Annotated in this window: 18 protein-coding genes; 10 read left to right on the top strand and 8 right to left on the bottom strand. The window is 58.1% G+C overall.

Annotated features, from left to right (window positions below; genetic code table 11):
* Positions 1-54: 54 nt before the first annotated feature.
* From OYT1_RS02600 to mutL, 4 genes are all read right to left on the bottom strand, one after another.
* Entirely contained in the window at positions 55-1,077 is a 1,023-nt protein-coding gene (locus OYT1_RS02600; RefSeq protein ID WP_062625475.1) for a diguanylate cyclase, read from the bottom strand.
* Between the two features lie 128 nt (positions 1,078-1,205).
* Positions 1,206-1,403: a hypothetical protein gene (locus OYT1_RS02605; protein WP_062625474.1), complete on the bottom strand. Its 198-nt coding sequence runs from the start codon at positions 1,401-1,403 to the stop codon at positions 1,206-1,208.
* Entirely contained in the window at positions 1,400-1,834 is a 435-nt protein-coding gene (gene trxC, locus OYT1_RS02610; protein ID WP_062625473.1) for a thioredoxin TrxC, read from the bottom strand. The genes OYT1_RS02605 and trxC overlap by 4 nt, the downstream gene beginning before the upstream one ends.
* A 7-nt stretch (positions 1,835-1,841) precedes the next feature.
* Positions 1,842-3,617 (bottom strand): DNA mismatch repair endonuclease MutL, encoded by a 1,776-nt coding sequence (gene mutL, locus OYT1_RS02615; RefSeq protein ID WP_062625472.1) that lies wholly within the window; start codon positions 3,615-3,617, stop codon positions 1,842-1,844.
* 186 nt (positions 3,618-3,803) lie between these two features.
* Between mutL and OYT1_RS02620 the strand changes: the two genes are divergently transcribed.
* The 6 genes from OYT1_RS02620 to greB all read left to right on the top strand — a co-directional run bounded on the left by OYT1_RS02620 (position 3,804) and on the right by greB (position 13,334).
* The gene (locus OYT1_RS02620; protein ID WP_062625471.1) at positions 3,804-4,256 is read left to right on the top strand and encodes a four-helix bundle copper-binding protein; all 453 of its coding nucleotides are present in this window, start codon (positions 3,804-3,806) and stop codon (positions 4,254-4,256) included.
* Positions 4,257-4,401: 145 nt separating this feature from the next.
* Positions 4,402-5,847: a decarboxylating NADP(+)-dependent phosphogluconate dehydrogenase gene (gene gnd / locus OYT1_RS02625; protein ID WP_062625470.1), complete on the top strand. Its 1,446-nt coding sequence runs from the start codon at positions 4,402-4,404 to the stop codon at positions 5,845-5,847.
* A 771-nt stretch (positions 5,848-6,618) separates the two neighbouring features.
* Positions 6,619-8,196, top strand: a complete 1,578-nt coding sequence (locus OYT1_RS02635) for a Re/Si-specific NAD(P)(+) transhydrogenase subunit alpha (RefSeq protein ID WP_062625468.1) — start codon at positions 6,619-6,621, stop codon at positions 8,194-8,196.
* A gap of 12 nt (positions 8,197-8,208) precedes the next feature.
* Positions 8,209-9,630: a Re/Si-specific NAD(P)(+) transhydrogenase subunit beta gene (pntB, locus tag OYT1_RS02640; RefSeq protein ID WP_062625869.1), complete on the top strand. Its 1,422-nt coding sequence runs from the start codon at positions 8,209-8,211 to the stop codon at positions 9,628-9,630.
* 206 nt (positions 9,631-9,836) lie between these two features.
* Complete coding sequence (locus tag OYT1_RS02645; RefSeq protein ID WP_062625467.1) at positions 9,837-12,755, top strand: bifunctional diguanylate cyclase/phosphodiesterase; 2,919 nt, start codon at positions 9,837-9,839, stop codon at positions 12,753-12,755.
* A 12-nt stretch (positions 12,756-12,767) separates the two neighbouring features.
* A complete protein-coding gene (gene greB, locus OYT1_RS02650) occupies positions 12,768-13,334 on the top strand; it encodes a transcription elongation factor GreB (protein WP_062625466.1) in 567 nt (188 codons plus the stop codon).
* Here greB and OYT1_RS02655 read toward each other — a convergent pair.
* The 3 genes from OYT1_RS02655 to OYT1_RS02665 all read right to left on the bottom strand — a co-directional run bounded on the left by OYT1_RS02655 (position 13,318) and on the right by OYT1_RS02665 (position 18,811).
* Positions 13,318-13,791, bottom strand: coding sequence for a DUF4149 domain-containing protein (locus OYT1_RS02655; protein ID WP_062625868.1), 474 nt, complete (start codon positions 13,789-13,791; stop codon positions 13,318-13,320). The genes greB and OYT1_RS02655 overlap by 17 nt on opposite strands.
* A gap of 40 nt (positions 13,792-13,831) precedes the next feature.
* The gene (locus OYT1_RS02660) at positions 13,832-16,201 is read right to left on the bottom strand and encodes a DNA internalization-related competence protein ComEC/Rec2 (RefSeq protein WP_062625465.1); all 2,370 of its coding nucleotides are present in this window, start codon (positions 16,199-16,201) and stop codon (positions 13,832-13,834) included.
* A gap of 69 nt (positions 16,202-16,270) precedes the next feature.
* Positions 16,271-18,811 carry a cation-translocating P-type ATPase gene (locus tag OYT1_RS02665; RefSeq protein WP_084611881.1) on the bottom strand — a complete coding sequence of 847 codons (2,541 nt, stop codon included), beginning with the start codon at positions 18,809-18,811 and terminating at the stop codon, positions 16,271-16,273.
* Positions 18,812-18,934: 123 nt separating this feature from the next.
* Here OYT1_RS02665 and OYT1_RS02670 point away from each other — a divergent pair, with 123 nt between their 5' ends.
* A complete protein-coding gene (locus tag OYT1_RS02670; RefSeq protein ID WP_062625866.1) occupies positions 18,935-19,588 on the top strand; it encodes a thiopurine S-methyltransferase in 654 nt (217 codons plus the stop codon).
* 1,131 nt (positions 19,589-20,719) lie between these two features.
* Here OYT1_RS02670 and cyaY read toward each other — a convergent pair.
* Entirely contained in the window at positions 20,720-21,025 is a 306-nt protein-coding gene (cyaY, locus tag OYT1_RS02675; protein ID WP_062625464.1) for an iron donor protein CyaY, read from the bottom strand.
* Between the two features lie 46 nt (positions 21,026-21,071).
* Between cyaY and lptM the strand changes: the two genes are divergently transcribed.
* From lptM to OYT1_RS02685, 3 genes are read left to right on the top strand one after another with little or no spacing between them, the layout of a single operon-like run.
* Positions 21,072-21,191, top strand: a complete 120-nt coding sequence (gene lptM / locus OYT1_RS13615; protein ID WP_197714103.1) for an LPS translocon maturation chaperone LptM — start codon at positions 21,072-21,074, stop codon at positions 21,189-21,191.
* 2 nt (positions 21,192-21,193) lie between these two features.
* Positions 21,194-22,486 carry a diaminopimelate decarboxylase gene (lysA, locus tag OYT1_RS02680; RefSeq protein ID WP_062625463.1) on the top strand — a complete coding sequence of 431 codons (1,293 nt, stop codon included), beginning with the start codon at positions 21,194-21,196 and terminating at the stop codon, positions 22,484-22,486.
* Positions 22,487-22,526: 40 nt separating this feature from the next.
* Positions 22,527-23,696, top strand: coding sequence for an efflux RND transporter periplasmic adaptor subunit (locus OYT1_RS02685; RefSeq protein ID WP_062625462.1), 1,170 nt, complete (start codon positions 22,527-22,529; stop codon positions 23,694-23,696).
* Positions 23,697-23,730 lie beyond the last annotated feature (34 nt).

Below are 23,730 nucleotides of genomic sequence, written 5' to 3' on the forward strand. Positions count from 1 at the left end.
CCTCCACGTAGAGAGATACGCCTGATTATCGGCAGTCGCTAGTCTGGCTTGAGCTTATTTTTGACCAAAAACAGTGGTGCGATTCCGTCCACCCTGCTTGGAGGCATAAAGTGCTTTGTCGGCCTGATCCATCAGTAGCGTGAGATCGCCACTAAAGCATGCTACACCGATGGAAATGGTGACGCCACCGATGGGGTCTTGCGCATCTTGACGGCGTATCTTGCTTTTCTCTATGCCTTGCCGAATCTGCTCGGCAACTACAAACGCGCCTTTGATGTCAGTCTCTGGCAAGAGCACGCCGAACTCTTCACCGCCGAGTCGGGCAACGATGTCTTGCCCTTTGACCTTGGTCTTGAGCATGGAGGCGACGGCCTGAATCACTTTATCACCGAACAAGTGGCCGAAGGTGTCGTTCACCTTTTTGAAGTGGTCAATATCCAGCATCAGCATGGAAATGCCTTTGGCGACAACGGCGGAGTCGGCGAGGATGGCCTTGGCTTTGGTTTCGTAACCTCGGCGGTTGGCCACGCCTGTGAGTGGATCGGTCAATGCCTCACCTTGCGCTGACTTAAGTTCCTTATTCAGTTTCTCGACTTCTTGCTTGCTGGCCTCCAGTTGCGATTGCAGATGTTGCATGGAGCCGTGCATCTTCTGGGTATCTTGGCTCATATTGCCGATCATGGCTTCTAATTTGCTCAGATCGATGTCGGGGCGCAACGCATCATTATAGTTTTGCAGGCTGTTGCCGAATTGGCTGACCTGTTGGTCAGCTTGCTCTGCAAAACTGGCGACTTTTCCTAGTAGCTGCTTCATGCCATCTTGGAATGCAAGTTCAGCTTTGAGATCAGACTCGGAAATGAACTGGGCGTAGAGCTTTTCAATTACAGCATCATCCAGCTTTTTGTCCGCACTGAGCAGTCGCTCCATTGCCATTGACAACTCGGGGTTGATGCCCGCCAGATGTTCGTACCAGACGGTATAGTTCAGCGGTGCAAAAGCGGCGGGTTGCGCGGCCATCTTTTGGATGACCAAGCGCAAAATCTCGCCGCTGGCGGTGCGTTCCTGTGCGTACTTCATGACTCCCTCCCCGGGAAATGTTCGTCAAGGCGCGCAAAACGAATCGATGCGCTACTCGTGAAGAATCAAAGTGGACTGAACCCTACTCCGAATACGTGGTATCGACAATACTTAGGGGAACTTCAGGGTTATTCGCTTGATTTTTCGCGTTGCTCGCGCTCTTTTCGGTAGGCATCGTAACTGGGCGCAGGAGATGACATGGCTCGGTCGCTCGGTGTTTTGAGCGCTTCATTGCGATTCTTCACGCCATCATAGACGGCACGATAGGGATCTTCGGCGCAGCCGATGAGGAGGGCGAGGAGTGCGATGCCAAGTGCAGTTCTCATGATTTAGATCTGCTCCAGTTGACGATGCCGTTGGCATCCATTGCACCGGTTTGGCGTGCCACTTCACGGCCACCTTTGAACAAGGCCAGTGTGGGAATACTGCGGATATTGAAGCGGCCAGCCAGCATCTGGGCTTCTTCGGTATTCAGTTTGGCGACGCGGAAATTGGGCTCCAGACGTTGTGCGGCTTGGGCGAAGGCGGGCGCCATCATCTGGCATGGGCCGCACCAAGGTGCCCAGAAATCCACCAGCACTGGAATGTCGTTGCGGCTGATGTGGCGCTCGAAGTTGCTTTCGTTCAGCTCCAGCGGATGTCCGGAGAACAGCAGGTACTTGCACTTGCCGCAAGTCGGCTGATCGCCCAGCTTGTCGGCTGGAACGCGGTTGATCGCCTCGCAATGGGGGCAAACGATATGGATTCCGTTACTCATGATTTCCTCACTTTCCTCGCATGAACATCGCGTCCAACTCGGCTATGGTCAACTGGAACCAAGTCGGGCGACCATGATTGCACTGATCGGCACGCTCGGTCTGTTCCATGTCACGCAGCAGGCCGTTCATTTCGGGCAGGGTCAGCTGGCGGTTGGCGCGTACGGCGCTGTGACAGGCTAGCGTCGCCAGAAGTTCATTGCGGCGCTCGGTCAGCGCACGGCTGACGCCGAATTCGCGCAATTCGTGCAGCACTTCGCGTGCGGCGGCTTCGGCTTGCGCCTGCTTGAGCAGCGCGGGCATGGCGCGTACTGCCAGCACGGTGGGCGAGATCGGGGCGAGGTCAAAACCGAGCTGGCGCAACGCATCCTGCGCTTCTTCCACGGTGGCGATGTCCAACGCTTCGGCGGCGAACGTCACCGGAATCAACAGCGGCTGGGTGGGAATGCCCTGCGCGTCGAAGGCGGTCTTCAGTCGCTCATAGACGATGCGCTCGTGCGCGGCGTGCATATCGACCACGATTAGCCCGTGTGCGTTCTGCGCCAGTATGTAGATGCCGGAAAGTTGAGCTAGGGCGAAACCCAGCGGAGGCGCGCCGTGTTCGACGGGCTCGTTGGGCGGGGTGATCTGGGGTTTGGCTTGAGGCGCGGTGTCGCGGCGACCGAACAGCGCGTCGTAAAAAGCCAGCGGCTCGGCAGCTTGCAGTGGCATGGTCTGCTGGCGCGGCGGCAGCCACGAACTGGCCGAGTTGGGTGCAGGGCTTTGCACAACGGCTGGTTGCGGTGCGGCGACCTCGGCATTCGGCGCAGCCAGCGCGTCCTGTACTGTGTGGAACAAGAAGGAGTGGATCGCCTGACTGTCGCGGAAGCGGACTTCGCTCTTGGCCGGATGTACGTTCACGTCCACCCGCTCCGGCGGCAGTTCGAGGAATAGCACGAAAGCCGGATGGCGCTGGCCGTGCAGAATGTCCTGATACGCTTGGCGCAGCGCGTGGCTGGACACCTTGTCGCGGATGAATCGGCCGTTGACGAAAAAATACTGCGCGTCGCGGCTGCTGCGCGAATAAGCGGGCAGGGCGGCGAGGCCGGTCAGAGTGAATCCCGCCGCCTGACGTTCTACCGCCACGGCAGCTAGGCCAAACTCATCGCCCAGAATCGCGGCAACGCGTCCGGCGGGCGTGTGTGGAGGCAACTGCCAGATAGTCTTGCCGTTGTGCGTCAGGCTGAAGCTGATCTCGGGATGCGACAGCGCGACGCGGCGGAACACCTCTTCGCACCAGGCGAACTCGGTCGGTTCCGACTTGAGGAACTTGCGCCGTGCCGGGGTGTTGAAATACAGCTCGCGTAGCTCGATGCTGGTTCCGTGCGGATGCGCGGCGGGCGCGGGTTCGGAGAGATGTCCGTCCATCGTCTCGACCTTCCAGCCGTGTGCTTCCTGCGCGGTGCGGCTGCTCAGCGATAGCTGTGCTACTGCCGCCATGCTGGCCAGTGCCTCGCCGCGAAATCCCATGCTGGAGACGCATTGCAGATCGTCCAGCGTGGCGATCTTGCTGGTGGCGTGGCGCTGCAAGGCCAGTGCCAGTTCATCCTTGGCGATGCCGCCGCCGTTGTCGCGCACGCGCAGCAACTTGATGCCGCCGCTTTCTAGTTGCACCGCGATGTCGGTTGCGCCCGCATCCAGACTGTTCTCCATCAACTCTTTAAGTGCGGAAGCAGGGCGGTCGATCACCTCGCCAGCGGCGATTTGATTGATGAGCAGTTCGGGCAGGGGGCGGATGGTGGACATGGCCGCGATTATAGCGGAAGCCTGCGCTCTGCCAGCCTAGACGAGACGACGCGCCCATCACGACAAGTGCGTGGCAATTGCACAAAACGCTGGAGTGGGTAAACTCACGTACTGTCACGGAGGCAATGGTTCATGCCCCATGAGGCAAAGTGTCCATGTAAATCAAATCACGAGAAGGAGAACGATATGAATCGTAGGGAAATGTTGATGGGCGTCGCAGCTGCGGCAGCGACGATCACCACAGGCCGTGCTTTTGCTGAAAGCCATGAGCACATGGATCATACCCACATGGCGCATGACCACGTCAGCAATCCCAATCAGAAATTGATCGATGCGGCGGCGGACTGCGTGAGCAAGGCGCAGCTTTGTTTGAGCCACTGCATCGTTTCTATGGGCAAGGGCGAGACCGATCTGGCTGCGTGTGCCAACAGCGCCAGCCAAGTCGAGGCGACATGCGCGACCTTGCAAAAACTCGCCGCCCTCAATTCCAAGCGCCTCGCTGCCTACGCCAAAGTGGCGATGGATATTTGCAAGGACTGCGAAGAGGAATGTAAAAAGACTGAGAAGCACCCCGAGTGCAAGGCATGTATGGAAGCGTGCGCAGCTTGCTACAAGGAATGCAAGAAATTGGTGGGGTGATTGCTATACCCGTAAAGAGCCGCCGAGCAATCTCGGCGGTTTTTTATTGGCTCAGCAAACTTTGTCTTCCTTTGACCTGCGCTAATTTTCCCCATCGCTTGTCGTGATAGTATCCCTCGCAACTTAACTCCCTACGAAGGTCGAAATGAAGGCAGATATCGGTTTGATCGGTTTGGCGGTGATGGGGCAAAACCTCGTTTTGAACATGAACGACCACGGCTTCAAGGTGGCGGTGTTCAACCGCAGCAAAAGCAAGACGGACGAATTTCTGGCGGATGCGGCCAAGGGCACGCAAGTGGTCGGCGCGGCGACGCTGCAAGAATTGGTCGGCCTGCTGGCATCTCCGCGCAAGGTGATGCTGATGGTCAAGGCGGGTTCGGTGGTGGATGACTACATCGCCCAGCTCGTACCGCTGCTGTCGCCGGGCGACATCATCATCGACGGCGGCAATTCGCTGTTCACCGACAGTAATCGTCGCACCGACGCGTTGAAGGAAAAGGGCATCTTGTTCATCGGTACCGGTGTGTCCGGTGGCGAAGAAGGCGCGCGCAACGGCCCGTCCATCATGCCGGGCGGTAATCCCGATGCGTGGGCGGCGGTGAAGCCGATCTTCCAAGCCATCAGCGCCAAGGCCGACGGCGCGCCGTGCTGCGAATGGGTAGGGCAGCAGGGGGCGGGGCACTACGTGAAGATGGTGCACAACGGCATCGAATATGGCGACATGCAGCTGATCTGCGAAGCTTACCAGTTGCTATCCGAAGGCTTGGGTCTGAGCGCGGACGAAATGCAGGCGGCGTTCGCGCAGTGGAATCAGGGGCAGTTGAGTTCCTACCTGATCGAGATCACCGCCAATATTCTGGGCTACAAGGACACCGACGGCGCGCCGCTGGTGGACAAGATCCTCGACACTGCCGGGCAAAAAGGCACGGGCAAGTGGACGGCCATCAACGCGCTGGACTTGGGTATGCCGCTGACGCTGATCGCGGAATCGGTGTTCGCGCGCTGCCTGTCGGCGCAGAAGGACGAGCGTGTGAAAGCGGCGGCCGTCTTGCCGAAAACCCAAGTCGCGTTCTCCGGCGACAAGCAGGCGATGATCGCCGCCATCGGCGATGCCCTGTATGCGGCCAAGATCATTTCCTACGCGCAAGGCTTCCGCCTGCTAAAGGAAGCGGCGGCGGAATACGGCTGGAAACTCAACTACGGCGAGATCGCGCTGATGTGGCGCGGCGGCTGCATCATCCGCAGCCAGTTCCTCGGCGACATCAAAGCCGCCTACGAAAAGAACCCCGAGCTGGACAACCTGCTGCTGGCCGATTACTTCACCAACGCGATGCGTCAGGCCGAAGCTGGATGGCGCAAGGCGATCATCCTAGGCGTGGAACTTGGCATCGCCACCCCGGCGTTCTCGGCAGCGCTGGCCTATTTCGACGGCTACCGCACCGCCCGCCTGCCCGCCAACCTGCTGCAAGCCCAGCGCGATTACTTCGGCGCGCACACCTACGAGCGTCTCGACAAACCGCGCGGCGAGTTTTTCCACACTGACTGGACGGGAACGGGTGGCAAAGTGGCTTCGACGACTTATACGGTTTAATGGAAGAATAGGGGGCAGCCTGTCCCCGATTCCACGCCTTCGGCGTACATTACGTCACGGTCAGCAGGGCAGTTAAGCGAGGAGATATGCGTGAATGCAAGACCTCGTTTTCCAGGGTAAAGCAAAATGAATGTCTGCAAGAGAAGGTTTCCAATTGTTTTGTTGTGGATAGCACTCATCACTATCGTTGGGTACTTTGAAATTAAGAGTGTAAATGCGGCGGCAATCTTTTTACCTGAGAACATGGTTTCGATATTTTGGATGATATGGGCAACATACTATTTTCAGTTGAGATATCTTGGGGGGAAACTATTCTTTCTTAATCCAGGGATCAGGGACCTTAATGTTGTGATTCAGACAATCTCTGATATTGCAGCTCTTGGGTTCTATATCTATTTTTTATTGAATGTAAAGGTGTAAGCAAGGTAGGACGCATTCGATAGTGCACCGAATCCCCCTGTCTTTAATAACTTTAAGTAAAGAATGCAATGGGATCTTGCAACCACCCATTCCCCCGCTAGCCTTTTCCCACGGCGAGTCCCCTCAGAATCGAATTGGCCGGTGGGTTTTAGCTGACATGTTTCTAGTCGGTTTGTGGAAAGTGAGTGTTTTGCCAATCAAGTGAAATTAGACATGGGCGTTGTTCGCGCCGCCTAGACCGCCGCATACCACCCGCCCATCCCCCAAAAAAGGTCGTATAATCCCGCGCCATAAAAACTAAATCCGCCCGGGTCTTCCGGGCGTTTTTCCAAATACCAGAGGAGAGGCTTCATGCGCATAGGCATACCTGCGGAAACGCGTGCAGGCGAGAAGCGCGTCGCGACAGTTCCCGAGATCGTTGAGAAACTCATCAAGCTGGGTTTCAGTGTCGCGGTCGAATCAGGCGCGGGTGACGCAGCCAATTTCAGTGACGACAGTTATCGCGCCGCAGGCGCTGAGATCATCGTTGGCGCGGCTCAGCTGTGGGCTGAGTCCGATATCGTGTTCAAGGTGACTGTCCCGACCAGCGAAGAGGTTGATTTGATGCGCGAAGGTGGCGTGTTGATCGGATTCGTATGGCCTGCGCAGAATCCCGAGCTGATGCAGCAACTGGCGGCGAAGAAGGTCACCGTGTTGGCTATCGACTGCCTGCCACGGATGTTGAGTCGCGCTCAGAAGATGGATGCGCTGACCTCGCAGGCGGGTGTGGCCGGTTACCGCGCTGTGATCGAAGCTGCCAACGTGTTCGGACGCTTTTTCAATGGTCAGATCACGGCGGCGGGCAAGGTTCCTCCGGCCAAGGTGTTCATCGCGGGTGCTGGCGTGGCTGGCTTGGCGGCGATCGGTGCGGCGGCAGGCTTGGGTGCGATCGTGCGCGCCAACGACACCCGTGCTGAAGTGGCCGATCAGGTCAAATCGCTGGGCGGCGAGTTCGTCAAAGTCGAATATGAAGAAGAGGGCGGCGGCGGCGGCGGTTACGCCAAAGTGATGTCGGAAGGCTTTCAGCAGGCGCAGCGCGAGATGTACGCCAAGCAGGCGAGGGAAGTGGACATTATCATCACTACTGCGCTGATTCCGGGCAAACCTGCGCCTCGGCTGATCACCGCTGAGATGGTGCAGAGCATGAAGCCGGGTAGCGTCATCGTCGATATGGCGGCGGAGCGCGGCGGCAATTGTGAGCTGACCGAGCCGGGTCAGGTGGTGGTGAAGCATGGCGTGACCATCGTTGGCTACACCGACCTGAATTCGCGTCTGGCCAAGCAGTCCTCTACGCTGTATTCCACCAATCTGTTCCGTCTGGCCGAAGAGCTGTGCAAGACCAAGGACGGCATCATCAACGTCAATATGGACGACGATGCGATCCGTGGACTGACGGTCATCAAGGATGGAGAGATCACTTGGCCTGCACCTGCGCCTAAATTGCCCGCTGCTGCGGCTAAACCAGCGGCGAAGCCGATGGCTGCACCTGCTGTGCATGGTCATGGCGGTGGTGGCGCACCGGCTTCGGCGGGCAAGACGGCGGCCATCTTCGGCGCAGCCGCGCTGCTGTTCCTGCTCATCGGTGCGTATGCGCCTGCGGCCTTCTTGGGCCACTTCACCGTGTTCGTGCTTGCGTGTTTCGTCGGCTACATGGTGGTGTGGAACGTCACTCCGGCGCTGCACACGCCGCTGATGAGTGTCACCAATGCGATCTCCAGCATCATCGCCATTGGCGCGCTGGTGCAGGTCGCGCCACCGATGGCGCTGGGGCTGGATCGGCCGGATGGCTGGATACTCGGCTTAGCGGTAGTGGGTATCGTGCTCACTGCGGTCAATATGTTCGGCGGCTTTGCGGTGACCAAGCGCATGTTGTCGATGTTCCGCAAATAAGGATAAATCATGATGTCTTCAAGTCTGGCGACCGTCTCGTACATCGGCGCGACTATTCTGTTCATTCTGAGCCTAGGCGGGCTGTCCAACCCTGAGTCTTCGCGTCGCGGCAATCTCTACGGCATGATAGGCATGACTCTCGCCGTGCTGGCGACGGTGTTCGGGCCGCGCGTTTCGGCGGCGGGCATTCCGTGGATCATCGGTGCGATGGTGGTGGGTGGCAGCATCGGGCTTTACGCCGCGCGCAAGGTACAAATGACGCAGATGCCAGAACTGGTCGCGCTGATGCACAGCTTGGTCGGTCTGGCCGCGTGTCTGGTCGGTTTCGCCAATTACATTGACCCGATGGCGGCATTGAATCTGTCCAGTGCTGAAAAAGCCATCCACGAGATCGAAGTCTATGTCGGCATCTTGATCGGGGCGGTGACTTTCTCCGGCTCGCTGGTCGCGTTCGGCAAACTGTCGGGCAAGATCGGCGGTAAGACGCTATTGCTGCCGGGACGGCACCTCTTGAATCTGGCCGGTCTGTTGATCGTCATCGCCTTCGGCTGGCAGTTCATGCACGCTGAAACGATCAGTGCGGGCATGACCGCTTTGACGGTGATGACCGTGATCGCCCTGCTGTTCGGCATCCACATGGTGATGGCCATCGGCGGTGCGGATATGCCTGTGGTGGTGTCCATGCTGAACAGCTACTCTGGTTGGGCGGCGGCAGCGACGGGCTTCATGTTGAACAACGACCTGCTGATCGTCACCGGCGCGCTGGTCGGTTCCAGCGGCGCGATCCTGTCCTACATCATGTGCCGCGCGATGAACCGCAATTTCATCAGCGTCATCGCGGGTGGATTCGGTAGCGGCGCTGGCAAACCGGCCAAGAAGGCTGACGGTGATGCACAACCAGCAGGCGAAGTGGTCGCGATCAATGCCGTTGAAACGGCAGAATTGCTGCGCGAAGCCAAGAGCGTCATCATCGTGCCCGGTTACGGCATGGCCGTAGCGCAGGCGCAGCACACGGTCAACGAGATCACCCAGCTGTTGCGCGAAAAAGGTGTCAACGTGCGCTTCGGCATCCATCCGGTAGCGGGCCGTATGCCCGGTCACATGAACGTGTTGCTGGCTGAGGCTAAAGTGCCTTACGACATCGTGATGGAGATGGACGAGCTCAATGCCGACTTCTCGGATACCGATGTCGCCATCGTGATCGGTGCCAACGACATTGTGAACCCAGCAGCCCAAGAAGACCCAAGCAGCCCCATCGCCGGTATGCCGGTGCTGGAAGTATGGAAAGCCAAGACCTCCATCATGATGAAACGCAGCATGGCGACCGGCTATGCGGGTGTGGATAATCCATTGTTCTATAAAGAGAACAATCGCATGTTGTTCGGCGATGCCAAGAAGATGCTGGAAGAAGTTCTCACTGCGTTGAAGTCATAACGAAACAACCGGCATCTTGTTCGACATGCAGGTTCGCCGGTCTGATCAACGCCTATTTCACTTGGCCTTCATGGCTAAGCACAACGCCCGCTTCAGCGGGCGTTGTTATGTTCGAGAAATATGACAATTCAGGTAAAGTTCCTGAGGGTTCTGCCGATAGGTGCGAGAACCCTTAACCTTCGTTTTTCGGAGATTGTTTGAGCCACATGCTTCACTACACAGGGAAAGACTGGCAGCGGTTGCTAACGACCGCCTCGCTATATTTCGTCGGTGCCAAAATCGGGCTGTTGTTCGCGCTGGTAGGCGACGCAGTGACGTTGTTCTGGATGCCTTCCGGCATCGCACTGGCTGCCTTGTTACTGTACGGAAACCGGATGTGGCCGGGCGTGTTTTTCGGTGCGCTGCTGGGTAACTTAGCTTCCGGTTGGCTCGTCTCGACCGAGATTTCGCTGGGAGCGACGCTTGCTGCGGTGCTCGCCGCTTCCTTGTTGCGGAGACTGCGCTTCAACGTCGAGTTGCAGCAGAATCGGGACATTTTCCTGTTGCTGATTGCCGCTACATTCAGCGCCTTGATCAGCGGACTCAATGGGGTCTCTTGGCTGGCGGTGAGCGGATTCTTGCCGTGGAGTGATTTTCTTTCCACCGTGACCTACTGGTGGATGGGCGATACGCTAGGCATCATCTTATTCACGTCGCAGTTGCTGGCTTGGGTCAAGCACAAACCCATGCACTCGACTCTCTTACTGCTCCGTGAGGCAACGCTTCATATCTTGTTGTTGTCGCTGTTCAGCGCGCTGGTATTCAGCGATCTTTCCCGTTTGTTGCTCGAGACGGCGGTCGGCCCCTTCATCCTACTGCCTTTAATTGTGTGGGCAGCTCTGCGCTTCAATATGCGCTACACCATGATGTCATCGTCGATGGTGTTCCTGTTCTCGATTCTGGGCATGGTGTTCGAGCAGGGGGTGTTCTCTCCGGTTTCGTTAGAGACCATCCGTGAGCTCTGGATCTACAACCTTGTGATGGGTGTGTCGGCGCTGTTCTTGGCAGTGTTCAATTACCAACGCACTCTGGCCAGTGAATCGCTGCTCAAAAGTGAGGCCAGCCTCAAACGTGCCCAGTCAGTGGCGGGCATGGGGAGTTGGATGTTGGACATCGGCAGCGAAAAGCTTGAGTGGTCGGACGAGACGTATCGCATCTTTGGTCTGCCCTTACATACCCCGCTGACTTTGCAAATGTTCTTTGACTCCATCCACCCAGACGATTTGGTACGAGTGCGCGAGGCTTGGCAAGCGGTACTGAAGGGGGAGCCTTACGACATCGAACACCGTATCGTTGTTAGGGGCAAGACGTGCTGGGTGCGAGAAACGGCGGAGATAGATTTTTCGCCGACCGGAACGCCCTTACGCGCAGTTGGTGTGGTGCAGGATATGTCGGCGCAGAAAACGTCGGAAGAACAATTGTTACTCGCCTCAAAGGTATTCGAGTGCAGCAGCGAGGCGATTCTGATTACTGACGTTAACACGAATATTGTGGCAGTGAATCAAGCATTCTGCCGTATCACCGGCTACTTGCCCGAAGAGGTGTTGGGGCGTAATCCCAATCTGCTTTCGTCGGGTCGCCAGGACGAATCGTTCTACCATGCGATGTGGGATGCCATCCATGTTCACGGCCACTGGCAGGGCGAGATCTGGGACAAAAGCAAAGACGGTGAAATCTACCCGAAGTGGATGTCGATCAATGCCGTGCGTGGCAAAGATGGCGAGATCACGCATTATGTCTCCATCGCCAGCGACATCAGCGACCGCAAGAAAGCGGAGCAGGAGATTCAGCAGCTGGCTTTCTTTGATGTCTTGACGGGCTTGCCCAATCGCACGTTGTTGCGTGATCGCCTTGAGCAGATGTTTGCGGCGGCTCACCGAGATGGAGGCCATTTCGCGCTGTTGTTCATGGATCTTGATCGCTTCAAGTATGTGAACGACTCGATGGGGCATACCATCGGCGACAAACTGTTGCAGTCAGTCGCTCAGCGCATTCTTGATTGTGTGCGTGAAGGCGATACGGTAGCGCGTTTGGGCGGAGACGAGTTCGTGGTGTTGCTGCGCGAGGCCGATAGCAGCGGCGCGACCAAGGTTGCGGAAAAACTCATCAAGACTATTGGCGATCCTTATCACATCGATGGTGTGCAGATTTCTACTCACGCCAGCATCGGCATCAGTCTGTATCCAGACGACGCTAGAGATCGCGATACTTTAGTGAAGAATGCCGATGTGGCGATGTATCGCGCCAAGGAGGACGGTCGCAACAACTTCCAATTCTTCGAACCGGAGATGAATTTCCGCGCAAACCGCATCTTTGGCATGGAGCGCGACCTGCACAATGCTCTAGCAAACGGAGAGTTCGAACTGCATTACCAGCCGCAGGCTGACCTTACCAGTGGCCGTGCATGCGGCGCAGAGGCGCTGATTCGCTGGAATCACCCTGAACGTGGGCGTGTCTCGCCAGCCGAATTCATTCCCGTGGCGGAAGAGACCGGTCAGATCGTGGCGATGGGTGAGTGGGTACTACGTACTGCCTGCGCGCAGCTGGCTTATTGGCGGAAGAACGGGATGGCGGTGTTTCCTGTGGCGGTGAACTTGTCGATCCGCCAGTTATTGCAGCCATCGCTGGTCGATCTGGTACGAGAGGTGCTGGCCGAGAACAACTTGGCACCTGTCGATCTGGAGCTGGAGATCACTGAAGGCATCATGATGGGCGATGCAAAAGCTGCGTTGGAATTCCTCTCGACCATGCACGAGATGGGCGTGCAACTCTCCATCGATGATTTCGGTACGGGCTATTCCAGTTTGAACTACCTCAAAAATCTACCGGTCGATAAGCTCAAGGTCGATCAATCCTTTGTGCGCGACATCGAGATTGACAGCAGCGATGCCGCCATCGTTCGCTCCATCATCAGCCTTGGCCATCGACTTGACCTGCGCGTCATCGCTGAAGGTGTGGAGACGCTGGCCGAGCTGGACTTCCTGCGCATGCGCGGCTGTGACGAGATCCAAGGTTACTACTTCAGTCGCCCGCTACCTGCCGACGAATTTGAGCGCTTCATTCACAGTAATCCTCGTCTGGCCTAGTACAATGCAGGCATGAGCAAAGCCTTTACCAAAGAGTCCGATGGCGATGAGGACGACGATCTCGACCCCGCGCTGAAACTGCCGGTCGGCACCAAGAACTACATCACCCCAGCGGGCTACCAGCGTTTGCAGGATGAGTTGGATCATCTGTGGAAGCGCGAGCGTCCAGAGTTAGTGAAGACCATCACTTGGGCGGCTTCCAACGGCGACCGCTCCGAGAACGGCGACTACATCTACGGCAAGAAACGTCTGCGTGAGATCGACCGGCGTGTGCGCTTTCTGCGCAAGCGGCTGGAAAACGCGCTCGTGGTGGATCCCGCCACGCGTGGCGATTGTGAGCAGATATTCTTCGGCGCGACTGTTACGGTGGAGCGTGGCGATGGCGTGGAAGCGACTTACAGTATCGTTGGCGTGGATGAGGCCAATGCCGGTCGCGGCTTGATCAGCTGGGTTTCGCCGCTGGCGCAGACCTTGTTCAAGGCGCGCGAGGATGACGTGGTGACGCTACGTGGCCCAGCGGGGGTGGAGGAATTGGTGGTGCTGGTGGTCGAATACCGAGAGATCATCCTCGGCGGGTGAAGGTGCGGGAACGGGCGTAGATCACCAGCGCTGCGCCGAGCAGCCCTTGCAGCAAGTACAGAATGCTGGAAATGCCATGTAATAGGCCGAACTGGTGGGCGAGTGGACTCTTCATCACTTCTAGCGGCAGCGCCTGTAGCTTGAGGTCGTTCATCATCGGTTGCAGCCCGAAATGCGCGACCAGCGTCAGCAACAGCATCGCAGTCACCAGTCGGAACCCCGTCTGTCGCCAAACCGCCGCTCCCGCCGTGAATAGCCAGTACGCCAGCAGATATCCCCCACAAGCCAGCCCCAGCCACGCCACTCGGCTGAACATCACGCCCGCCAACATTCCCGCCAATTGCCGATCCGGTTGCGAGTAGAACAACACCGGCACCGCCAGATAGCCGACCGCCCACAACGCACCGACCCAAGCGGTGATGGCAAGCAAAGCGAGTGTTTCAGTGATTCGAGACATGGCTGTAGTGGAGATTTGGAAGGGCCAGATTGTAGCGGAATCAATAGCCATTTGAATCGTTCCACCAATACCTCGCATGTTCCTGCCGCCATCGTTCGATCCTCACCTGCTTCCCATCCATCGTGGCGATGATCGCGCCGTCTTGGTCTGAACGCAGCAGTTCGCTGCCTACGGCGCGGTAGCGTTCGACGACTTCCTCTTTGGGGTGGCCGAAACGGTTGCGGTAGCCGACGGTGAACGCGGCGTACTTGGGATGTACGGCAGCCAGCCACTCGGCGTGGGAAGAGGTTTTGCTACCGTGATGAGGCACGACCAATAGCGTGGCGGGCAGCTCAGCGGCATGTTCGTTCAGTAAGCGCCATTCAGAGTTTTGTTCGATGTCGCCAGTGAGTAGCACGCTCTGTGTCCCAGTACGGATGCGCAGCACGCAACTCATGTCGTTGTCGTGGGTTTTTTTGCCAAGCTGCGCGTTCGTTGCCGGATGTAGGAATTGGAACTCGATGCCGTCCCATGCCCAGTTCTGGCCATCGGCGCAGCGACTGGAGTGGGAGGGTAGTAGCGCATGGCCTAGAGGCAGGGACGAATCTACTCTGCCGACCGGCATCGCTTGCATCACCGAGGCCGCACCGCCGGTGTGGTCGATGTCGTCGTGGCTGAGCACGAGCGTGTCGAGCTGGCTGATGCCCAGCGCTCGCAGGGTAGGTACGAGGATGCGGTTGCCGCTGTCGGCCTCGCCGGAGTAATCGGGACCGGCGTCATAGAGCAGGGCGTGGTTGTGTGTCTGCACCGCGACCGCCGTGCCTTGGCCGACATCGAACACGATCACCTTCATGGTGCCGATTGGTGGCGGCTCTGGGCGGATGAGGAACATAGGCAGCAGCATGAGCAGCCCCAGCCAACGTGATGGGAAACCGCGTGGCAGCAGCGTCCACAACACGCCGAAGAATCCGAGCCCGACAGTCCAGACTGGCGGTGCGTGTTGCGCCCACACGGCAGCGGGTTGTGCTGCCAGCCATGACAGCGCAGCACCGATGCCGCTCATTACCCAGTGCGCCAGCCACAGAGGCCAGTCGAACGGCAGCGCTGCGCTCAGTAGCGTGAGCGGCACCACGATGAAGCTGACCAGCGGGATGGCAAAAGCGTTGGCGATGGGCGAGACCAGCGAGACTTGCTGGAACAGCGCCAGCAGCGCTGGGATGAGGCCGATCAGCATCGCCCACTGTACGACAGCGTATTCACGCAAGGCGATCAACAGACGCATCCGGCGCGAGGCCTGATCGCCGCGATGGCCGAGGCGGTTGGCGGTGACATACAGGATCAGGCCGACTGCGCCGAACGAGAGCCAGAATCCGGGTGCCAGCACCGCCCACGGATCGGCGATCAGGACGGTCAATAGCGCTGCCGCCAGCAGTTGTGAAGGGGCGACATTGCGCGAAAGCAGGAGCGCCGCAGCCACTGTCGCCAGCATATAGACCGTGCGTTGTGCGGGCACGGCGAAACCTGAGAGTAGCGCGTAAGCCAGCGCTACCAGCAGACCGGCGATGGCTGCCGCTTTGCGCGCCGGGAAGTGCAGCGTGAGCCTATGACTGCGCCGCCACAGCCAGTATGCGACGGCGAATGCCAGTCCACCCAGCATGGTGATGTGCAAGCCGGAAATCGACATCAGATGATTCACGCCCGTGCGGGTGAATACCTGCCACTGTGCGGCGGGGATGCTGTCCTGATCGCCGATGGCCAGCGCGGTAAGCACGCCGAGATAGAGGAGCGGCTGTAGCCGCTCGAAGCGTAATCTGACAGCTTCACGCCAACGCTCGATCTGATAGCCCCAGCCCGCCGCCCGCTCATCCACGCGCGCATTCACGCCCTTGCGATACACATAGCCGGTGGCGCGCAGCTTGCGTTCCAGTAACCAGCCTTCGTAGTCGAAACCGTAAGGATTGGCGCTGCCGTGAGGTTGTTTGAGGCGCACAGTCAGTTGCCAGCGTTCACCTGCATGCAGAGCCAGAGGAGCATCTTTGTCGGATTCGTAAGTGGCGAGCTGGATGTGTGCGGGCACGTGTGCAGCGGGTGTCAGCACTTTCTCGACATCGAAGGCGAAACGCAAGCCGCGTTCGTGCTGACGTGGCAGCTCAGACACCACGCCGACTAGCTCGATGTCGCGCCCTTGCCAGTCGGTAGGTAGGGCATCGTCCAGCCGTTGCCCGGCGAAGAAGGCTGCGTGAAAGATGCCTAGGGAAAATGCGAACGCCGCCATCAGCGGCCAGCGCAGGAAGCGTTGCCATCCATCACGCGACAGCAGCCACGCCGGTGCTAGCGCTGCCGCCAACCAGCCGACCGCTGGCTCCGGTAAGACAGCCTGCTGTTGTAGCCACCAGACGCCGGCGGCGAAGAAAAGCACGAAGGAAATCATGCGCGTAGCGTAGCGCTGAATGGCTTACAAGGTAAGACCAGAATGAAAAAAACCGGAATGTTCGAGTTGTTAGTGTCGATGCAGGAGTTTGTATAACTCGAACCAAACTATGCTGGCGGCTCCGGAGGCGAAGCTGAGTAGAAATTGCGGCGGGGTGAGCGGGGCGAAGTGGAACACGTCGCGTAAGAAGGGTACGGAGAGCGCCAGCAGTAAGAAGCTGAACGCGCCGCCGATGACCCACCACAGCGCAGGGTTAGGGCTGTCGAAGGTGTGCAGCAGGCTGTGTTGCCATGAACGATTGGTCAGGATCAAGCCCAAACTTCCAACCACCAGCGTACTGAAAGTCAGTGCGCGAGCTTCGTTTTCTGACACGCCTTGTCCGAGCGAATAGCCGAGTACAGCGAGGGCGGCGAGCAGAACGAACACGCCTTGCAGCAAGCTGAGCAGGACGATGCGCTGGCCGAACAGGGGTTCTTGCGGGGAGCGCGGCGGGCGGTGCATCACGCCGCGTTCGGCAGGTTCGGCCTCGAAGGCGATAGAGCAGGCGGGGTTGATGATCATTTCCAGAAACACGATGTGGACGGGGGCGAACACGGGCGGCCAGCCGAGCAGCAATGGAATCAGTGAGAGGCCAGCGATGGGGAGGTGGACGGCGAAGATGTAGGCCATCGCTTTGCGCAGATTGTCGAAGATGCCGCGTCCGATACGCACAGCATGGACGATGGAAGCGAAGTCATCGTCGAGCAGCACTAACGCGGCGGCTTCGCGTGCCACGTCGGTGCCGCGTGCGCCCATCGCGATGCCGATGTGGGCAGCTTTCAGCGCGGGTGCATCGTTTACGCCGTCGCCGGTCATCGCCACGATCTCGCCGTTAGCTTTGAGCGCATTCACCAGTCGCAGCTTTTGCTCCGGCACCATGCGTGCGTAGATATTGCTGTGGACGATGCGCGCTCGCAGCGTGGACTCGTCCATCAAGTTGAGTTCACTACCGCTGATGACTCCACCGCTGCCCGCATCTAGACCGATCTGCTGCGCGATGGCGGCTGCGGTGGCGGGGTAGTCGCCGGTGATCATCACCACGCGGATGCCCGCCGCCTTGCATTCCTTGAGTGCCGCAGTGACGGTGGGGCGCACCGGATCGGCCAGCCCGATCAAACCGAGGAACTCGAACTCGAAATCATGCTGGATGTCCGGCCATGCGTCACCTTGCCAGCGGGCGCGGGCGACACCCAGTACACGCATCCCTTGTGCGGCTAGGCTGTTCACCTGCTCAGCGAGTTGCGCCAATTGCGCTGCATCCAGATGGCAGAGATCGGCGACGGCTTCGGGCGCACCTTTGCTGGCGACGACGAACTCTTTACGATCCTTGGCTTTCCACACGTGCGACAAGGCGAGCAACTCGGGCGACAGCGAATACTCGTGTGCCAGCGCCCAGTCGCCATGCAGATGTTCGGTATTCGCCAGATAGCGCGTGCCACACGCGTGGATGGACTTTTCCATCGGATCGAACGGCTCGGTCTCGCTGGACAGAATGCCGAATTCGACTAGCTCATGGAAGGCTTCGGGTAGCGGCGTGGTGTCAGCATGGATGCTGAAACTGGCTTCTGCGGCGATGAGTTGCTGCACCACCATGCGGTTCTGCGTCAGCGTGCCGGTCTTGTCCACGCACAGCACGGTGGCGGAACCCAGCGCTTCGACGGTGGGCACGCGGCGGGTCAGCACACGATGGCGCGAGATGCGCCAAGCGCCCATCGCCATGAAGATGGTCAGCACCACCGGGTATTCTTCCGGCAGGATGGACATCGCCAGTGTGATGCCGGAAAGCAGTCCGCGCAGCCAATCGCCGCGAGACAGGCCGTAAATAAGCAGCAGCGACAGGCTCAGCAGCACTCCGAGGATAGCCAGCTTACGCACCAGTTTGGCGATCTCCCGTTGCAAGGGCGTGGCCTCGGTCTCCTGCTCCTGCAAGGCGCGACCGATCTTGCCGATCTCGGTGTGCGCGCCAGTTGCCAATACCTGTGCCACGCCGCGACCTTGCACCACCAAGGTGCCGGAATAGACGAAGGGCAGATCGTCGCCGCCGGGCGGCTGCAATTCCCCGATCTCTGCCTGTGCCAGCTTGCGCACCGCTACCGATTCGCCAGTGAGTAGCGATTCATCGGCGGCAAAATCGTTGCAGGAAAGCAACGCCGCATCCGCCGGAACGCGGTCGCCTTCGGCCAGAATCAACACATCGCCACGCACCACTTCACGTCCGGCGATGCGTTGCTCGACGCCATCGCGGATCACCAGCGCGCGCGGGCTGGTCAGGTCGCGCAGCGCTTCCAGAACGCGTTCAGTCTTGTACTCCTGATAGATGGTGATGCCCATCACCACGAACACAAAGCCGAGCAGCATCAGCGCATCGCTGACATCGCCCAACAGCAGATAGATCGCCCCCGCGCCGACCAGTAGCAAAAACATCGGCTCGCGCAATACTTCCAGCGCAATCGCTTGAATATTGCGCTGCCCAGTCATCGCCAACTCGTTCGCACCTTCCTGATGCAACCGTGCCTTAGCTTCAGCGTGTGACAGGCCACGTGGCTCGGCGGGGCGGTCGATGGTCATCATTATTGGAGGGCCGGGTGGTGGATGGGTTTCTTGAAGTGCGTGGCTACTATACACTCACAACAGATCAAGTTGGCTGCGGCGAAGCCGGAGGCATTTTTGTTAGCGACTCAAAGGGGGAAGGGCATGAAGCAAGAGTTTTGGCTGGAGCGCTGGGAGCGCAAAGAGATCGGTTTTCATCAAGACGAGATCAATCCCTATCTGCGCGAGCATTGGCCGGAATTTCAAGCAGCGGGTGGCGAGCTGTTCGTGCCACTGTGCGGCAAGAGTCTGGACATGGTCTGGCTGCGCGAGCAAGGGCATAACGTGCTGGGTGTGGAGCTGAGTCCGCTGGCCGTGCAGGAATTCTTTGCCGAGAACGGCTACACCCCGCAACACACCGACGATGGCCGTTTCAAGCGCTGCGAGGCGAACGGTATCCGCCTACTGTGCGGCGATTTCTTTGACTTGACCCCAGCCGACATGACGCAGGTGACAGCGGTGTATGACCGCGCCTCGCTGATTGCTCTGCCACCTGAAATGCGCGAACGCTACGCTCGGCACTTGGTCAATATCTTGCCCTCGGGCACGCAGATATTGCTGGTCACCGTCGATTATCCGCAAGAAGAAATGTCCGGCCCACCATTCGCCGTCACCGTAGAAGAAGTCGAAGCCCTGTACCGGCCTTATGCCGAGATCAAACTCCTGGCGCGGCTGGATGTGCTGGCACAGAACCCACGCTTTCAAACGCGCGGCATGAGTCGGTTGCATGAGAATATCTTCGTATTGAAGCTTTTATAAGCCCCATAAAGTAGCAGTTCATAGGGTTGAGCTAGGATGTGATTACATCGGCTTAGTGCCAAAAGCAGACGGTTGATGGTACGCAGTTACACTGCACGATGAAATTGCGATGAACTGGTTACGTTAAACGTTATGGGAGCAAGTATCCATGAGGCATAAACATAGATGGCAGCTTTACCACTTTACCTCTACCATACTGTTTATATGCGTTATTTTTTCTTTCGAGTATATATCTGGCTATTTGATGCCCATCGCCATTACATTGCTATGTATTGTAGTAATTGTGTACGTTGCTCTTCGTGGCGGTTTGTTTATTTGTCCTCATTGTGGCATGGAAACAACTCCTAATTCCACAACCCCTTTTCGAAAGCTTATCGGAGACAATTGTCCACATTGCGGTAAGGAAATATGAGAATTACTTGTGCCATGGATTCCCCGCGGCCCCTCAATCATGCGGGACGCATGACGGCGCACCTTAGTTCAAACATTGTAGAGTCCGCTCTGGGTCGATCTCTGACATTCATCAATATGGATTCTGATAAATGATAATCAACAGCGTAAGAAATCTACTCACCATTCTGACAATTATTACCTTGGGTGGATGTGGCATATCAGAATGTCTTGACTCAAAGATAGTGAGGCCGACAAAACCAGTAAACAAAGACTTCAATATTCAACTCATACTGAACGGTAAATCGATGAGTATGAATGTTAGATGCGAGGAGTATTACGAGGCCATGTGTAACGAGAGAGGAAACTACTGGTCGTTACGTGAGGTAGGGAAGGATCACGAATCACAAACAAGCATATTCTCGACTTCAGATAGTAGACTTGGTCAAGTTGAATTTCCTGTCCCAGATTGCCGGTCTATGGTGAGAAATGGACGATTAACGCTAAGTGATAAACTGATAACCATTAATAATGAGCCATACTGGCTGAAATCATCAAAGGGCAATAGGCGTACATTCAAATCATCAACTAGACCAAATTATGAAACGAAAGTTGTTGATGTTGATTTGCAACTCAAAATTAATGATGTACCAATCGAATAATTCGATATGCACATGTGTTGCTCTATGCTAGTGGGTTAAGTCCGCTCTGGGTCGAAAGCCGACAGAGCGCGGAAGTTGATTAGAACGCGAGCGCATCTCCGTCCGTGCTAGCGGTGACTTCCGTCAGTTTCCCAAACAACTCGCTGCCATCGCGCTGGCTGAACCAGCGTCCGTCCACCCAGGCGTAGTGGAATCCGCCGGACTTGGCGGCGACCCAGATTTCCTGCGTTGGTACGTGGCGGTTGACGATGATCTTCTGGCCATCGTCGAGTTCCAGTTCGAGTACGTTGCCATTGAGCGTGGCGTCGATGCCGGCGTTGTCGGCGGCTTGCTCGATGCGTTGAAAGACCGAGTCGGCCAGTTGGTTAAATTCGCTTTCGGTCATGTCGTTAGCCTTTATAATCGCGCTTCTTGAATTTTCTATCGGATGGATGATGCGTGTATTGACCGGCATTATGTTGCTGTTGGCCTTGTTGCTGCAAGGCTGCGGTCATAAAGGTGCGTTGTATCTACCGCAAAGCCAGCCCGCCCAACTCAGCCAGAATCGTTGACCATGACTTCGTATTTCAGTTACCAGCAAGACCAGCTTTGTGTCGAAACTATGCCCTTGGCCGAGCTTGCCAAGCGCTTCGGAACGCCGTGTTACGTGTATTCGCAGGTGGCGCTGGCAGACGGTTATCGCGAGTTCGCTGAGGCGTTCAAGTCGCGCGAACATTTGATCTGCTATGCGGTGAAAGCGAATCCTAGCCTTGCCATTCTCAATCTGTTCGCACGTTTGGGTGCGGGTTTCGACATCGTGTCCGGTGGCGAACTGCAGCGCGTGCTGGCGGCGGGCGGAGCGGCGAACAAGGTGGTGTTCTCCGGCGTGGGCAAGACGGTGGCTGAGATGAAGCTGGCGCTGGAGGCGGAGATTCTGTGTTTTAACGTGGAATCGGCGGCGGAGCTGGAGCGGCTGAACGAGGTGGCGGGCAGCTTGGGCAAGATCGCGCCGATCAGCCTGCGCGTGAACCCGAACGTGGATGCCAAGACGCATCCCTATATTTCCACCGGGCTGAAGAAGAACAAGTTCGGCGTGGCCTACGACGAAGCACGGGCGCTGTACCGTCGCGCGGCGGCGATGCCGCACATTCGAGTCACCGGCATGGATTGCCACATCGGCTCGCAGCTCACCGAAGTGAGTCCCTTCGTGGCAGCGGCGGAAAAGGTGCTGGCACTGGCTGACCAACTGGCAGAAGACGGTATCGTGCTGGAACATCTCGATCTGGGCGGCGGATTGGGCATCCGTTACAAAGACGAAACGCCGCCGTCCGTCGCCGAGTATGCCGAGGCATTGTTGGGTGCGCTGGCGGGGCGTCGCGAAAAGTTGATCGTCGAACCGGGTCGCCGCTTGGTCGGCAACGCGGGCGTGCTGCTGACGACGATCGAATACCTAAAACAGGGCGAAGAGAAGAGCTTCGCGCTGGTCGATGCGGCGATGAACGACTTGATGCGGCCTGCGCTGTATGACGCATATCACGAAATTTTGCCGGTAATCCGATTTGAGCCCTCTCCTCAATCCTCCCCCGCGAGCGGGGGAGGAGGCGAACGTGAGAGGCAACTTTTGAATTACGAGGTTGTCGGCCCCGTCTGCGAGACTGGCGATTTCATCGGCCACGACCGCGAACTGGCCGTGGCGGCGGGCGATGTGCTAGCCGTGATGTCGGCGGGCGCGTATGGCATGAGCATGAGCTCCAACTACAACACTCGCCCACGCGCAGCCGAGGTGCTGGTGCGCGAGGGCGATGCGCATCTTATTCGTGAGCGCGAAACGATACGTTCGCTGTTTGCGAACGAGCGGGTGGTTTGATCTAAGCCTGCCGTTATCTGGCATTGATTCTGGGACTGACATGAACAAAGTTCGATTGAGTTTGCTGTTGCTGGGCTTGCTGGGGCTGTCCGCCTGCGGCAAAAAAGAGGAAGCGAAAAAGGCCGGACCGAGTGGTACGCCGGTGTCGGTGGTCGTGGCCGAGCAGCGCACGGTGGAGCAGGTCGAGGAGTCGGTAGGTACGCTGGATAGTCCGGCTGACCCGGTGGTCGCGGCCGAAGTGGCGGGCAAGGTGCTGACGCTCAAGGTGATGGAAGGTGCCGAGATCAAGGCCGGACAGGTGCTGGCTGAACTGGATCCGCAGGACACCAGTCTGCTGCGTCAGTCAGCGCAGGCCGAGGTGCGTCGCATGGAAAGCGTGAGTGCGAACGAGACGCGTCGTCTTGAGCGGATGAAGCAACTGCGTGAGCAAGGTTTCATCTCCCAGTCTGGCTTGGACGACGTGACTGCCCAAGCGACCTCGGCGCAGAACCAGCTCGCTTCAGCCAAGGCGCAACTGGCGCTGGCCGAGCGCAACGTCGGCAAGACGCGCATCGTTTCGCCGTTCGATGGTCGTCTGGAACGCCAATTCATCGTGCCCGGCCAATATCTCAAAGTCGGCGATCCTGCCTTCCGTCTGGTCTATATGAAGAAGCTGCGTGCGCGCTTGCCGTTCCCCGAGGAGCTGGCGGGGCGCATTCTTCCCGGTATGGAAGTGCACGTGTCCAGCCCCGGTGTGGTCGGGGTACGGAATGGCAAGATCGACGAAGTGCGTCCGATGTCGGGTGCGACCACGCGCTCCTTCGATGCCTTTGCCGTGTTTGACAATCCTGGCTGGAAGCCGGGTGCGACCGTCACTGGCGCGGTGGTGCTGGGCCGCCATGCGAATGCGGTGGTGGTGCCTGAGCAAAGCGTGGTGCTGCGTCCGGCTGGCAAGGTGGTGTATGTGCTGGCGGGCGAACAGGTCGCGCAACGTGTGGTGCAGGTCGGCACCAAGCAGGCCGACGGTATGCTGGAGATCGTCTCCGGCCTAAAGGCGGGCGAGACGGTCGTGGTGGATGGCGCGGGCTTCCTTACCGATCAGGCACCGGTGGTCGTGTCGCATCAGGAGAAAACGCCGGGCAAATCGGCGGTGGCTCCGGCGAGTGCGGTCGTACCTGCGAGTGCTGTAGCTGCGCCGGTTAGTGCCGTTTTTGCTGCTCCCAAGAAATGATGTCATGGCTTCCCCGCTAACGGGGAAGCGTAGC

Origin of the sequence: Ferriphaselus amnicola, from assembly GCF_000974685.2 — a bacterium.
In the GTDB taxonomy this organism is placed as follows: domain Bacteria; phylum Pseudomonadota; class Gammaproteobacteria; order Burkholderiales; family Gallionellaceae; genus Ferriphaselus; species Ferriphaselus amnicola.